The sequence below is a fragment of the Plantactinospora veratri genome (genome assembly GCF_036421995.1).
GTDB lineage: Bacteria > Actinomycetota > Actinomycetes > Mycobacteriales > Micromonosporaceae > Plantactinospora > Plantactinospora veratri.
Genome location: NZ_JAZGQL010000038.1, coordinates 25,986 through 39,593, shown reverse-complemented (window position 1 = coordinate 39,593; position 13,608 = coordinate 25,986). Strand labels below are relative to the sequence as shown.

The 13,608-nt window shown below is 73.2% G+C and carries 16 protein-coding genes; 7 read left to right on the top strand and 9 right to left on the bottom strand.

Annotated elements, in window-relative coordinates; translation table 11 throughout:
* Window positions 1-4: 4 nt before the first annotated feature.
* The 5 genes from V1634_RS33980 to V1634_RS33960 form a co-directional block, all read right to left on the bottom strand.
* Entirely contained in the window at window positions 5-337 is a 333-nt protein-coding gene (locus V1634_RS33980; RefSeq protein WP_107255823.1) for a small basic family protein, read from the bottom strand.
* A complete protein-coding gene (locus tag V1634_RS33975; RefSeq protein WP_331211732.1) occupies window positions 334-1,236 on the bottom strand; it encodes a DUF881 domain-containing protein in 903 nt (300 codons plus the stop codon). The genes V1634_RS33980 and V1634_RS33975 overlap by 4 nt, the downstream gene beginning before the upstream one ends.
* Window positions 1,233-1,883 (bottom strand): CDP-alcohol phosphatidyltransferase family protein, encoded by a 651-nt coding sequence (locus V1634_RS33970; RefSeq protein WP_407951905.1) that lies wholly within the window; start codon window positions 1,881-1,883, stop codon window positions 1,233-1,235. The genes V1634_RS33975 and V1634_RS33970 overlap by 4 nt, the downstream gene beginning before the upstream one ends.
* Window positions 1,884-2,229: 346 nt before the next feature.
* Entirely contained in the window at window positions 2,230-2,622 is a 393-nt protein-coding gene (locus tag V1634_RS33965; protein WP_331211731.1) for a DUF2267 domain-containing protein, read from the bottom strand.
* Between the two features lie 97 nt (window positions 2,623-2,719).
* A complete protein-coding gene (locus V1634_RS33960) occupies window positions 2,720-3,835 on the bottom strand; it encodes a golvesin C-terminal-like domain-containing protein (protein WP_331211730.1) in 1,116 nt (371 codons plus the stop codon).
* Between the two features lie 192 nt (window positions 3,836-4,027).
* On the opposite strand from V1634_RS33960, the gene V1634_RS33955 reads away from it, so the two are divergent.
* Window positions 4,028-5,434, top strand: a complete 1,407-nt coding sequence (locus V1634_RS33955) for a selenium-binding family protein (RefSeq protein ID WP_331211729.1) — start codon at window positions 4,028-4,030, stop codon at window positions 5,432-5,434.
* The gene (locus V1634_RS33950) at window positions 5,431-6,069 is read left to right on the top strand and encodes a hypothetical protein (RefSeq protein ID WP_331211728.1); all 639 of its coding nucleotides are present in this window, start codon (window positions 5,431-5,433) and stop codon (window positions 6,067-6,069) included. Before V1634_RS33955 ends, V1634_RS33950 begins: the two co-directional genes overlap by 4 nt.
* 66 nt (window positions 6,070-6,135) lie before the next feature.
* On the opposite strand, the gene V1634_RS33945 is transcribed toward V1634_RS33950, so the two are convergent.
* Window positions 6,136-7,293, bottom strand: coding sequence for an XdhC/CoxI family protein (locus V1634_RS33945; protein ID WP_331211727.1), 1,158 nt, complete (start codon window positions 7,291-7,293; stop codon window positions 6,136-6,138).
* A 261-nt stretch (window positions 7,294-7,554) separates the two neighbouring features.
* Between V1634_RS33945 and V1634_RS33940 the strand changes: the two genes are divergently transcribed.
* From V1634_RS33940 to V1634_RS33930, 3 genes are all read left to right on the top strand, one after another.
* Window positions 7,555-7,767, top strand: coding sequence for a phosphatidylethanolamine-binding protein (locus V1634_RS33940; RefSeq protein WP_101365921.1), 213 nt, complete (start codon window positions 7,555-7,557; stop codon window positions 7,765-7,767).
* A 65-nt stretch (window positions 7,768-7,832) separates the two neighbouring features.
* Window positions 7,833-8,276: a hypothetical protein gene (locus V1634_RS33935; protein ID WP_331211811.1), complete on the top strand. Its 444-nt coding sequence runs from the start codon at window positions 7,833-7,835 to the stop codon at window positions 8,274-8,276.
* Between the two features lie 246 nt (window positions 8,277-8,522).
* A complete protein-coding gene (locus V1634_RS33930; protein WP_331211726.1) occupies window positions 8,523-9,176 on the top strand; it encodes a hypothetical protein in 654 nt (217 codons plus the stop codon).
* A 92-nt stretch (window positions 9,177-9,268) separates the two neighbouring features.
* Here V1634_RS33930 and V1634_RS33925 read toward each other — a convergent pair whose 3' ends face one another.
* The gene (locus V1634_RS33925) at window positions 9,269-9,454 is read right to left on the bottom strand and encodes a hypothetical protein (RefSeq protein WP_407951904.1); all 186 of its coding nucleotides are present in this window, start codon (window positions 9,452-9,454) and stop codon (window positions 9,269-9,271) included.
* Between the two features lie 174 nt (window positions 9,455-9,628).
* Between V1634_RS33925 and V1634_RS33920 the strand changes: the two genes are divergently transcribed.
* Entirely contained in the window at window positions 9,629-10,717 is a 1,089-nt protein-coding gene (locus V1634_RS33920) for an SRPBCC domain-containing protein (protein WP_331211725.1), read from the top strand.
* Window positions 10,718-10,727: 10 nt separating this feature from the next.
* On the opposite strand, the gene V1634_RS33915 is transcribed toward V1634_RS33920, so the two are convergent.
* Together V1634_RS33915 and V1634_RS33910 are read right to left on the bottom strand one after the other, a co-directional pair.
* Complete coding sequence (locus V1634_RS33915) at window positions 10,728-12,071, bottom strand: exo-beta-N-acetylmuramidase NamZ family protein (protein WP_331211724.1); 1,344 nt, start codon at window positions 12,069-12,071, stop codon at window positions 10,728-10,730.
* A gap of 133 nt (window positions 12,072-12,204) precedes the next feature.
* The gene (locus V1634_RS33910) at window positions 12,205-12,408 is read right to left on the bottom strand and encodes a hypothetical protein (protein WP_331211723.1); all 204 of its coding nucleotides are present in this window, start codon (window positions 12,406-12,408) and stop codon (window positions 12,205-12,207) included.
* Window positions 12,409-12,487: 79 nt separating this feature from the next.
* On the opposite strand from V1634_RS33910, the gene V1634_RS33905 reads away from it, so the two are divergent.
* Window positions 12,488-13,588: a DUF6461 domain-containing protein gene (locus V1634_RS33905; protein WP_331211722.1), complete on the top strand. Its 1,101-nt coding sequence runs from the start codon at window positions 12,488-12,490 to the stop codon at window positions 13,586-13,588.
* The last annotated feature ends 20 nt before the right edge of the window (window positions 13,589-13,608 follow it).

Sequence of the window (13,608 nt, the reverse complement as noted above, 5' to 3'; positions counted from 1 at the left end):
GAACCTACGCCCGGAACAGGTGCCGGCGAATAGCCGCCACGTTGCCGAAAATCCGGACACCGAGCACCACCACGACACCCGTGGACAACTGGCCACCGACACCGAGCTGGTCACCGAGGTAGACGATGATCCCGGCAACCAGCACGTTCGAGATGAACGAAATCACGAACTGCTTGTCGTCGAAGATCCCGTCGAGCTTCGCCCGCACCCCGCCGAACACCGCGTCCAACGCCGCCACCACGGCGATCGGCAGGTAAGGCTGGAGCGCCGACGGAACCGTCGGATCCAACCAGACGCCGAGCAACACCCCGGCGAGCAACGCGAGCACAGCGATCATCGGCCGCCTCCAAGCGGACTCGGGGAACCCCCGCCACTCGCCGACGACCCCGACGGCGTCGGCGTCGGCTCCGGCGAGGGCGTGGCATAGCGCAGCCGCGGCTCCGTCGCGGCCGGCAGGGTCAGGTCGTCGACCCTACGGAACTCGAACGACATCCCGTGCTCCTCGGAGACGCTCTCCAGCAACCGGGCCGCCGCGCTGTCCCGGAACCGCCGCTCCAACTGCCCGGCACCGATCGCGGAGACCTCGTACGGGCCGATCACCGGCTTGAAATCCACCAGGATCGCACCACCCGCCGCCCGGATCGTCGAGGTGGCGGTCAACCGCTGCCCGTTGATCGAGACCGCCTCCGCCCCGCCGCTCCACAACGCGTTCGCGACGTCCTGGAGATCCCGGTCGAGCACCCGGCCGAGATTCGCCCCACCGGCACCCGTGACCGCGTCCGCCTCCTCCGGCGCGTCCGCGACCCGCACCACCAGACCGTCGCCGCGCACCCGGCCCAGCCCGGTCGCCGCCTCCAGGTTCCGCAGGTTCGCCGCCGCACTGCCGGAGAGCGCGGCGTCCCGCTGCCGAAGCACCTCGGCACGCAGCCGGTCGGCCCGCTCGGTCAGCGCGGCGTTCTCCGCCTCCCGCTGCTTGATCTGCGCCACCAGCCCGGCCCGCGCCTTGCTGCGACTCGGCTCTGCCGCCACCGTCTGGCGGTATGCCACCGCCAGCAGCAGCCCCAGCACCAGCAGCGTCACCAGGGTCACCGCCCGGGGCGTCGACCGGCGCCACCCGGTCGCCGGTGCGCTGCGTCGGCGACGTTCGGCCGCGTCGGCGTAGCCCGGATCGAGCGGGTTCTGGAACAGCTCGGTGAGGAAATCCGCCGCGTACGTCCGCCTGCCCTGCCCGGTCATCCCACCTCCGCCCGCGCCGACCGGGTCGCCCGGATCAGCCGGACCGCCTGGATCAGGTAGAGCCCGCCGGCCAGCCAATACAGGCCCAGTCCCCACAGCGCCAGCCCCCAACCGATCGCCCCGGCGACGGTAGTCGCCCCGGGCACCGTAGCCGCGAGCAGCAGCACCGGAAAAGCGGCCAGGAGTACGAACGTCGCCGTCTTGCCCAGATAGTGCACCGGCGGCGGGCGGTGACCGTGCAGCCGCAGCGCGCCCAGATTGGCGGTCATCACGACATCCCGGGCCAGCAGCGCGACGGTGAACTGCCACGGCACCACGTCGCGTACGGTCAACGCCACCAGGGTGGCCAGGATGTAGAGCCGGTCGGCGACCGGGTCGAGCAGCTCGCCGAGCCGGCTGACCTGACGCAGTCGCCGGGCGACGAAGCCGTCGACCCAGTCACTGAGGCCGCCCACCGCGAGGACGACCACCGCGGCCCCGGGCGCCTCGGCGACCAGGAAGAGGTAGAGGAAGAGCGGCACACCGAGCAGCCGCACGAAACTGATCAGGTTGGGGACGGTGAGGATCCGCCCCGTCGAGCCGTCAGGCCCGGCGGCGGCGTCACCGGTTGGCTGGGCGTCATCCGCCCGCGCCGGCCGACGCGACACCGAACCTCCCTCCGCGCCACGGCCCGGCGTCCGCGCGATGGCGGAGGACGGTCCAGAAACCGGGGCGCGCTCTGACCGACCTCTCCCCCGGGAACCTGATGGACTCCGGACGAGCGACGGCGTCTGCCGCAGCCCCGGGAACATCCTTTTCGGCTCCCGTGGCTGCTCAATTGCCGTGCCACTATATCCGGCCCGATTTTGCTCCGGCCGTCCGTGTCCGGTGCTTTCGCTTTCCGTTCAGTGGGTGTGACCGGCGGCACCTCGCGTACTGCATCCTAGGATGCTAGCTTGGCGGCTAGGCTCCGGGGGCAGCGGGGCGGGATGGTCGAAACGGTGCGGGCTGGCGTCAGCCGCTGAGTCCGGCGCGGCCGAACAACGGGGCGTACCCGGACGGGAGCTGGGTCAGCACGTCGTTGAGTTCGCCGCCGGAGACGGCCTCGGCCAGGGTGCACAGCACCGCGCTGGCGTCCCACTCGGCGGTCCGGGCGCTCGCTCCGGCCCCGGTGGCCACCCGGCCGAGGAACTCCCGCGCGCCGAACGCGCCCGCGGCACCCTGCCCGGCCGAGATCAGGGTGGCGGCCAGCGGGCCGGGCAACTGCGCGGCCAGGTCCTCCGCCTCGTCCGGGGTCAGCCGCTGGGCGAGAATGCCCAGCACCAGGTGGGTGACCCGTTCCGCCTCCGCCGGATCGGCGTACTCGCCACGGTCGCGCACCTTCGCGACGAACTCGTCGTACCGCACTCCCCCACCCCCGTAGCCGGTGTCCGGTACGCCGATACCCGCCGGCAGGCCGATGATGCGCTCCGGCGGGTATCGGGCAGGGACGGCACGGGGCAGCTCAGACCCGGGTGACCCGTACGGCGTCGGCGATCACGTACCCGGCGGCACCGCTCCACCGGCTCACCCCCACCACGTTCTTGTCCCCGGCGGTCAGGGTGAAGGTGCCCAGCGAGCGCCAGGCGCCGCCACCGGTGCTCTGGTCCACCACCACCGTCTGGTTGCCGCTCTTGGCCAGCACGATGTACGGGGTGGCGGTGTTGTAGCCGGCGATGCCGGGATACCAGGCGTCGATCCGGTACGTCCCCTCGGCCGGGATGTTCACCTTGTAGTACGCCACGTCGCTGACCGCGGCCGGGTCGGCGTACCGGTAGTCGGCGCCGTACCGCTCGGTGGAGTACGTCGAGGTCAGCCAGTTGGCGCTGGCGGTGAACCGGCCACCGGTGGTGTTGTCGACGATCGCGCTGAAGGCCGGTGGCGGGGTGCTGCCCCCGTCGAGCGCGTCGGCGACGTCGGCACGCAGTTGCGGGAGCATGCCGTAGAGCACGTTTCCGGGGCAGGCGGTGGCGATGTAGTCCCGGTGCCCGTAGATCCGGGACGCGGCGATGCCGTACTGGTCGCAGACGTACGCGCAGAACTGCACCAGGCTGTCGTAGAGCGCGGCCGTCGGGGTGGCACTGGTGTAGGTGCCCTCGTTCTCGATCCCGATGCCCTTGTCGTTCTGGCCCGGGCAGTGCGCGCCGACCACCATGCCGCTGCCGGCGCGCAGCCGGGACAGGCTGTTGTGCCGGCCCTCCATGATGTAGCCGCCCCGGCTGATCGTGAAGTGCTGCCCGGAGTCGGACCAGCCGTTGTCGTTCATGTGGAAGTTCTGGATGTTGCGGGCCATCGTGAAGGCCGCCGCCTGGGTGTAGTTGGTGGTGTTCGCCCCGGCGGTGTGGTGGATGACGATCTTGTCGGGCGAGGACGAGATCACGCTGAGCGAGCCCGGCGACCGGGCGCCCCAGGTGGCACAGCTCGCGATGGTGGGGACGGGTACCGCCAGCGCGGCGGTCTCGTCGGGCGCGGCCAGCGCCGGGGCGGCGCCGATGCTCGACAGGCCGCCGGTCGCGGCGCCGACGCCGAGGAAGACCGCGCCGCGTACGACGTCGCGGCGGGAGAGCGGGTTGCCGGTCACATGGACCTCCAGGGAAGCGGGGGTTGAAGGTTTCTTTGAAGAGTCCAGGAGAGATTGAAGGAATTTTTACCAGAGGATCGACGTCCGCCGCTAGAGCCGGGCCCCGACAGCCGAGCCCTTCCGGGATATCGGCATATTCCGATAGGTTTACTGGGGATGCGCCTGCCGGGTCGACCGTGGACAGGAGAAGTCATGACCAGATGGACTCCGGACCCGACCTTCTACGCCTCGCCCCGGGACGCCGCCGAGGCGCCACCGGAGAAACTGGCCTACGTCGCCGCCTTCGACCGGACCGCCCGACGACCCGACGCGATCGCCGTGGTGGACGTCGACCCGGACTCCCCCGGCTACGGCACGGTGGTGGGCTGGACGGACCTGCCCTACACCGGTGACGAGCTGCACCACTTCGGCTGGAACGCGTGCAGCAGCGCGCTCTGCCCGACCGCACCGCACCCGCACGTCGAGCGCCGCTACCTGATCGTGCCCGGGCTCCGCTCGTCCCGGATCCACGTCCTGGACACCGGGGTCGATCCGACCCGGCCCGAGGTGGTCAAGGTGCTGGAGCCGAAGGAACTGGCCGACGGCGCCGGCTACTCCCGGCCGCACACCGTGCACTGTGGTCCGGACGGGATCTACGTCTCGGCGCTCGGCGGCGCGCACGGCGCCGACGGACCCGGCGGGATCGCCGTGCTCGACCACGACACCTTCGAGGTACGCGGCGGCTGGGAGGCCGACCGGGGCCCGCAGTTCCTGGCGTACGACTTCTGGTGGCACCTCAACCAGGACGTGCTGGTCAGCTCCGAGTGGGGCACCCCGAGCATGATCGAGGACGGTATCGTCGGCGAACTCCTGCTCGGCCGGAAGTACGGGCACGCCCTGCACTTCTGGGACCTGCGCCGGCGGCGGCACGTGCAGACCGTCGACCTCGGCGACCAGTACCAGATGCCACTGGAGCTGCGACCCGCGCACGACCCGACGAAGACGTACGGCTTCGTCGGCGTGGTGATCAACGTCGAGGACCTCTCCGCGTCGATCTGGGTCTGGCACCGCGACGGCGAGCGCTGGGCCGCCACCCGGGTGATCGACATACCGGCCGAGCCCGCCGACCCGGAACTCCTGCCCGACCTGCTCAAGCCGTTCGGCGCGGTACCCCCGCTGGTCACCGACATCGACCTCTCGGTCGACGACCGGTTCCTCTACGTCTCCTGCTGGGGCACCGGCGAGCTGCGCCAGTACGACGTCAGCGACCCGTTCCACCCCGTGCAGACCGGCGCGGTACGCCTCGGCGGGATCGTCGGACGCGCCGCCCACCCGGCCCGGCCGGAGCTGCCGCTGGCCGGCGGGCCGCAGATGGTGGAGGTGAGCCGGGACGGCCGGCGGGTCTACCTGACCAACTCGCTCTACGGCGCCTGGGACGACCAGTTCTATCCGGACGGGGTCGGTGCCTGGCAGGCCAAGCTGGACGTCGACACCGAGCGGGGCGGGATCGCCCTCGACCCCCGGTTCTTCCCGCACGGCGAGGACTTCCGGGGGCTGCGCGTGCACCAGACCCGCCTGCAGGGCGGCGACGCCTCCTCCGACTCGTACTGCTTCGGGTGAGCTGGACCCAACTCGCCGGACTGGTCGCACTCGGCGCGTTCCACGGGCTCAACCCGGCCATGGGCTGGCTGTTCGCGGTCGCCCGCGGCTTGCAGGAGCGCCGCCGGGCGGCCCTGTTCGGGGCGCTGCCGGCGATCGCGGCCGGGCACGGCGCCTCGGTCGCCGTACTGGCCAGCCTGGTCACCGCGACCCGATCGGTACTGGCCAGCACCGTACTGGCGGTGTCGACCGGTGCCCTGCTGGTCGGGTTCGGGCTGTGGCGGATGCTCTCCCGCCGGCATTTCCGCTGGGTGGGGATGCGACTCTCCCTGGCCCAGCTCGCCGGCTGGTCGTTCCTGGTCTCCTCCGCGCACGGCGCCGGCCTGATGCTGCTGCCCGTGCTCCTGGCCGGTCCGGCACCGGTCGACCCGGGGCACGGCGGCCACCTGGCCGGGGCCTCGGCCGGCGCGCTGACCGGGCTGGCCGCCGCCGGAGTGCACACCACAACGATGTTCGCGGTGGCGGCCGGCTGCGCGCTGCTGGTCTACGAGGTGCTGGGCACCGGGATCCTGCGCCGGGCCTGGTTCAACCTGGACCGGCTCTGGGCGGCGGTGCTGGTCGCCACCGGCCTGGTCACCCTGGCCGCCGCGTTCTGAGCCCGTCGTCGGCGCGCGGCGGGATCTCGAGCCGCCGTGGACGCTGGCGAGGTCCACGGTCCGGGCTCAGCCGACCGGGGCCGCCTCGTCGGGTGCCGGCACCTCGTGGTGGATCCGGCCGGCCAGTGCCGACAACGGGCTCCCGGTGCCACCCCACCGGCCGGCGACCACCTCGGCGGCGATGCTGACCGCGGTCTCCTCCGGAGTACGGGCGCCCAGGTCGAGCCCGAGCGGCGAGGAGAGCCGCCCCAGCTCCGTCGCGGAGAGGCCGGCGGCGCGCAGCCGGGCCAGCCGGTCGTCGTGGGTACGCCGCGAGCCCATCGCGCCGACGTAGCCGAGCGGCAGCCGCAGCGCCACCTCCAGCACCGGCACGTCGAACTTGGGATCGTGGGTCAGTACGCAGACCACGGTGCGCCCGTCCACCCGGCCGGCCTCCGCCTCGGCCCGCAGGTAGCGGTGCGGCCAGTCGACCACCACCTCGTGGGCGTCCGGCAGCCGGCGCTGGGTGGCGAAGACCGGGCGGGCGTCGCAGACCGTCACCCGGTAGCCGAGGAAGGCGCCGATCCGGGCCAGGGCGGCGGCGAAGTCGATCGCCCCGAACACGATCATGCGGGGCGGGGCGGCGTACGCCGCGACGAAGAGCAGCAGGTCGTCACCGCGACGTTCTCCGTGGTAGCCGTACCGGAGCGTGCCGGTACGGCCGGTCGCGAGCAGCCCCCGGCCGTCGTCGGTGGCCGCCGCGTCCAGCCGTTCGCTGCCGAGCGATCCGGCGGTGCGGTCCGGCCAGACCACCAGGCGCCGGCCGAGCCGCCCGGCCGGGTCGGTAGCTCCGGCCGACACGCAGGTCAGCACGGCCACCGGTTCGCCGGCCCGGATCGACGCCGCCACCTCGGCGAACTCGCCGAATCCGGTCGGGTCGACCCGCTCGACGTAGACGTCGAGCACGCCCCCGCAGGTGAGACCGACCGCGAACGCGTCGTCGTCGGTGACTCCGTACCGTTGCAGCGCCGGCTCTCCGGTGGCGGTGACCTCCCGGGTCAGCTCGTAGACGGCGCCCTCGACGCAGCCGCCCGAGACACTGCCCACGGCGGCGCCGTCCGGGCCGACCAGCATGGTGGCACCCGCCTGGCGGGGCGCGGAGCGCCACGTCGCGACGACCGTCGCCATTCCGACCGGCTCGCCCGCTCGCCACCACCGGTCCAGTTCGTCCAGCACGTCACGCATGAGCCGCTCACCCGTACCCGTTCCGTCTGCTCCGTCGGCCGGCAACCACCCACCCGCGGTGTTCCGGCACGTTGCCGGGCAGGCGGGCAGCATTCGTCGATCGTCCCATATGTCCGATCGGTCGCGCCGGCCCACCGCAGACCGCACTGCGAGATTACGCGGGCGGCCGGGGCGTCGGGTATGGCCGTCACGCTGCGTGAATGGCCCGGAGCCGGGCGGGTAGACCAGCCGGGACGGCGCCGACACGACGGGAGGCAGCCCATGCCAGGACCACGACCGGGCAGCAACGCGTACGACGTGGAACGTGCGCGGCTGCGCAAACGCATCGACGACTCCGGTCGCCGAACCAACGACGGCAAGGCCGACGACACCGCGAACCGGTATCTCCAGGAGGAGCGCGGCCGGCGGGGCTTCGTCCGGGGTGAACGAGGGCTCGGCCCCAAGGGTGAGCGCGGCCCGGGAGAGCCGAAGTGACCAGCTCGACCGCCCTCGCCAGCCTCCTGGACCGGCCGGCACCGGATGGCCCGGTCGTCGACGCGGTGGACGGGGCGATCGCCGGTGCGGTCGGCAGCGTGGCGCTGAACGTGGTCACCTACCTCGACATGGCGCTGCGGGCACGACCGGCCAGTACCACCCCGGAGGAGAGCGCCCAGCGGCTGACCGAACTGCTGCACATCGGTCTGGGGCCCGAGGACCGGGCGGCGAACCGCCGCTCGGGCCTCGGGCCCCTGCTCGGCTACGCCACCGGAGTACTCGCCGGGGCGGCGCTCACCGTCGTCGGGCTGCGTCGCCTCCCCGGACCGGTGGCGGCCGGGCTGTTCGGTGCCGGAGTCATGCTGGCGTCCGACGGCACGTTGACGGCGCTGGGCCTGACCGATCCACGACGGTGGAGCCGGACGGACTGGCTCTCCGACATCGTGCCGCACCTCGCGTACGGGGTGGCCGCCGTCGCCACGCTCGGCCAGCTACGTCGCGCCCGGTGACGCCGGTGCGCGGTCGGCCGTCGCACGTTCGTCATCGCCGTCCCCTTCCGTCCCGCCATGATGGTGGGCGCCGGCCGACGGTGGTCCGCCGGCCGGCGGGGTGCCCCGGGGGTTCGCAACCGTCCGGCTCGCCCGCCGGGCGGGTCACGTACGACCGGGTACCCGACGGGGGAATACCCGGTCCGGGTGCCGCCATTCGGTCGGCCGCCCCGGTGCGTGCGGCGGCTGCGCGGGTAACCGGACGAGATGAACCGTGACCGCGCACTGGTACGGGTACTGCTGGACCGGCAGGGCCGCACGTACGCCGAGGAGGCGGGCATCCGGCTCGCCGACCGGCCCGGCCCGCTCTACCAGTTGCTGCTGCTGACCACGCTGCTCAGTACCCGGATCCGGGCGGGTGTGGCGGTGGCCGCCGCCCGGGAACTCTTCGCCGCCGGCTGCCGTACCCCGCAGGGCACGGATGCGCTCAGTTGGCAGGACCGGGTCGACGCGCTGGGTCGGGGGCACTACCGGCGCTACGACGAACGGACCGCGACGATGCTGGGCAACGGGGCACGACTGTGCCTGGAGCGCTGGAACGGCGACCTGCGGCGGTTGCACCGGGAGGCGGGTGACGACCGGGGCGCACTCCGCCGCGAGCTGACCCGGTTTCCGGGCATCGGGCCGACCGGGGCGGACATCTTCCTCCGGGAGGCGCAGGCGGTCTGGCCGGGACTCCGCCCGTACGCCGACCGTCGGGCGGTGAACGCGGCCGGCCGGCTCGGTCTGCCGTCCACACCGGACAAGCTGGCCGCCCTGGTCGGCGGCGCCGACTTCCCACGGCTCGCCTCTGCGCTGGTCCGGGTCTCCCTCGGCCAGCAGTCGATCGGCGAGCTGACCAGGGCGGCCGCCGCCCGCTGACGCGCTGTCCCACCGACCGCTGACGCGCTGATCCGCCGCCCGTTGGCAGGCTGTTCCGCCGGCCGGATCGGGGCGAGCCGGGGCCGGCCCGATCAGCTCACCGGCTTGCCCGAGGTGGGCCTGGTCAGGTACCAGACGGTCAGGCCGGCGGCGACCGCCAGCAGTAGGACGGTGTTGGTGACTCTGCCTCCCTCCCCCTCCTGTCCGGTGCTGCCGAAGTAGATGACGGCGAGCGCGGCGCCGATCGACAGCAGGGTCCGCAGTCCCTTGTTTTTCACGCAAACCATACTAATTACGACAGAGCGTTCATCTTCCCGAAACGGCCAACAAGCCGCGATCCGGTGACCGGTCGAAGGTCGGCTCCCGACCTGCCGTGCCGGGGTGCGACCCGCGCGGCCGCACCCCGGCGGGGCAGGGAAATCCGGCACGGCCGATGGCCGTACAGTTCCGCCGTGACCGAAATCCGGACCACGGTCGAGCTGCGCCATCCCCCGGAGCGGGTCTGGCGGGCCCTCACCGACCGCGAGTTGCTGCCGAAGTGGTTCGCCTCGATCGAACCACGACCCACGTCGATCAGCCGGTTCGAGCTGCGCCCCGTGGACCTGCCCGAACTCGACGAGCTGATCGTCATCGAACTGATCGAGGTCGACCGGCCACACCGGATGGTGCTGCGCTGGCCCGAGGAGGGCCGGCCGACCCGGCTGGAGTGCCAGCTGACCCCCACCGCCGAGGGCTGCCGGCTGACCGTCGTGCAGAGCGACGACGAGGAGCCCTGGCTACCCGCCGACCCGGCCGGGCGCGAGGAGTGCTACCAGCGACTGCTCGACACCCGGCTGCCGGCCGTACTCGACTGGTTGGCCTTCCGGGAGGTGGACCTCCCCGGACCGACCCAGATCATCACCGCGGTGCCGGCCGGGCGGGCCGGACCGGACCGGCGGTCCCGGCGCCGGCTCGGCGCCGCGCTGGCCGTGCTGGCCCTGGCGGTCGGCGCGGTGGTCGTGGTCGCCGGCCTGACCCGGGGCCGGGGCGGCGACGCGCCGCCCGGTGCGGCGGCCACCGTCGGCAGCGCCGCACCGAGCACCCCGCCGGGTACGACCGCCCCGGTCGCCCGGACCCCGGCCGGCGCGGCCACCCCGGTCCAGCCCAGCCGGCCGGCCCGGCCCGGCGCGACACCCCGCCGGACGTCACCGGCCGCCACCCCCGCACCGCCGAAGCCGGGCCAGCCGAGGCTGACCGCCAGCTACAGCACGGTGTCGAGCCGGCTCCTCGGCTATCAGGGCGAGGTGGTGGTGACCAACGACGGCGACGCCACCGCGACCCGGTGGACGGTGGTGATCACGCTCTCCGGCGGCGCCCAGGTGGCGAGCGCCACCGGGGCGGCGAGCTACCGGCAGGAGGAGCAGCAGGTCACCTTCACCGGGGCCCCCTTGGCGGCGAACCGGTCGGCGACGATCCGGTTCGAGGTCGAGCGCGACACCACGCTCACCCAGAAGCGGCCGACGAGCTGCGCCGTGGGCGACCAGCCGTGCGCCGGGCTGTGAGGTCGACGGCTCAGTAGAGCAGGTAGGGCCGCCGCCGCCGGTCGAACTCCGCCAGCTCGGCCGACCAGGCCCCGACCACGTCCGACACGTCCGCCCCGGCGTCGATCATGGTCCGCAGCCGGGTGGAGCCGGTGAGCTTGTCGATCCAGTACGGCCGGGCGGCGTCCCAGGCGTCCGCCCGCCAGGCGAACGCCGGGTACTTGTGCGACTCGACCAGCATCGCCACCCCGGTCCGGACCGGGTCGAACCGGGCCGGGTCGGTGACCTTCACCTCCACGCCGGCGCAGAGCTTGTTGAGCAGGTCCGGCTTCTGCCCGGCGGCGGTCGGCGAGAAGTACGCCTCCCGGAACTCGACCCCGGGCAGGTCCCGGGCGACGAGCCGGTCCACCAGGTGGTAGTCGAAGTCGGTGGCCAGGCCGCCGACCAGCTCGAAGGGCCGGGTGGTGCCCCGCCCCTCGGTCATCGACGCGACCCCCTCGAACATGCAGGTGCCGGGATAGGCCAGGGCGGTGTCCGGGGTCGGCATGTTCGGGCTGGGCATCACCCACGGCACTCCGGTGTGCACGGCGAAGTCGCCGCGCCGCCAGCCCCGGCACCTGACCACCGTCAGGTCGACCGGCCGGCCCGCCTCGGCCGGCAGGAACTCGCCGTTGTAGAACCGGGCCAGTTCGCCGACCGTCATGCCGTGCTGCTGCACGATCTCCTTCTTGCCGACGCCGGAGGTGAACGGGGTGGTCATCATCGGCCCGTACGCCCGCCCGCCGATCGGGTTGGGCCGGTCGAGTACGACGTACCGGCGGCCGAGCCGGGCGGCGGCGACCATGGAGTCGTAGAGGGTCCAGATGTAGGTGTAGAAGCGGGCGCCCACGTCCTGGATGTCGAAGACGATCGTGTCGACCCCGGCCTGGGTGATCAGTTCGCCCCACTTCGCCTGCGAGGCGCCGTACGCGTCGTAGACGGTGATGCCGGTCCGGGCGTCGATCCCGGTCCCCTCGCTGCCACCGGCCTGTGCGGAACCCCGGAAGCCGTGTTCCGGCCCGAAGGCGGCGGTGAGCCGCACCCGGCCGGAGGCGTGCATCAGGTCGACCAGGTGGCGGTAGCGGGCGTCCACACCGGTCGGGTTGGAGAGCACCGCGACCCGCTGACCGGCGAGTACGGTGAACCGGGAGTCGACCAGCACGTCCAGCCCGGTGCTGACCCGCCGACCATGCCCGCCGCCGCCGTGCCCGCCCGCCCCGGAGCGGTCGGCCCCGGTGTCGGGGGCGGCGGAGGCGGCGCCGCCGTCGAGGGTGCCGGCGGTGGCGCCCAGGGCACTCACGGCGGCGGTGCTGGCGAGGAACCTTCTGCGGTGCACGGCGGCCTCCCGGGGCGAGGGTGCGGGCAGGGAACGTGCCTCGGAAGTTACCTACATCACATTGGTTGGTCAAGAAGGAAAACTACGACCGGTGCGCGGGTCGGCGGCCGGGCCCGGAACTCCTCGGCACGGCTCAGAGGTCTTCCGCCTCCAGATCGCCGAGTTCGATGTTCTGGATCATCAGCCAGCGGGCCAGCGCCGGCATGCCGTACAGCCACAGCGGTGCGGACTCGGTGGTGCCGTTGGTGGCGTAGACGGCGAACCGCAGGTCGGGAGCGTGGACCGCCTCGATCCGCCAGCGGTGGTTCTTGTCCCGCCAGATGGCGGATGGGTCCATGCCCCTCACCGTAGTGCCGTCCCCGGTAACGTCCGGCGGATTCTGTCGTACCCCCGGGGTTGGCTCGCAGGCGATCGGGATGCGACACCGGCGGGTGCCGTGGCAGCGGGTGTGGTGGCAGCGACGGGACGGGAGCGGCATGGCCGGCTACGAGTGGCTCGACGAGCACGACCTCCGTGAGGCGTTCTGCCTGACCTTCGTCCGGGACCCGGACGAGGAGGCGGTGCTGCGCCGGTTCGGCGTCGACCCGACCAGCCTCCGGTCGCTGGCCGGGCTCGACGAGGCCGACGAGCTGCCGTTCGACCATCTCGTGCTGGCCGGCCGACTCGACGGCTGGGTCTTCGTGCTGGAGGAGAACGGCTTCGAGGGGAGCCGGACCGAGGTGCTGCGGGCCGTCTCCGCCGGTACCGAGGCGGTGTCGGTCTACACCAACGTCAACGGCAACCGGCGGTTCACCCACGCCGTGCACGGCGTACTGCGTACCGGGTTCGACCCGAGTTCGCCGGTACGGCGCTGGGGCGAGGAGCCCGACGCCCTGGTGCCGCTGATGCGCCGGGTGGGCCTGCCGGACAGCGGCGACGCCGGTTGGTCCAGCGCCGGGCTGGAGGCCGGACTGCGCCTCGCCGACCTGGTCACCGGCGTGCACCTCGACGCCGACCGGCTGACCGGGCCGCTGACCACCGGCCGGCTGGTCCCGCTGCTCGCGGATCCGCCCGAGCTGCCGAGCTGGATGCTGCGCGACGACCACGAGCTGCTGACCGCGATCACCTCCGCCCGGTCCGAGCTGCTGCGCCGGGTGGTGGCGGCCGAGGCGCGGCGGCGTGCCGACGAAGCGGGGATCACCGTGGAGCCGGTGGTGGCGGAGGCGCTGGCCGAGGTGGACCGGGGCGGCACGCGCGGCGTGCCGGACGACTCGGCGCTCGGTCTGCTGCTGCGCGAGCTGGCCTGCCAGGCCGGCGTCGCCGGCGACTCGCTGGCGCTGCCGACCCAGCGGGGCCGGATGACGGACGCACAGCGGCAGCAGGCGTTCCTGCGCCACGCGGCCGGGCTGGCGGTGCTGGCGGCGCTCTTCCGCGACCCGGTCCGGGCCGCCTACCAGGTGCTCGGCTGGGTGGCCCCGGCTCGTGACCCGGCCCGGGTCGCCCGTCGGGCGCAGTTGCTCGCCGCGCTCCGGAGCTGACCGACCCCGGTCCGTCGAGC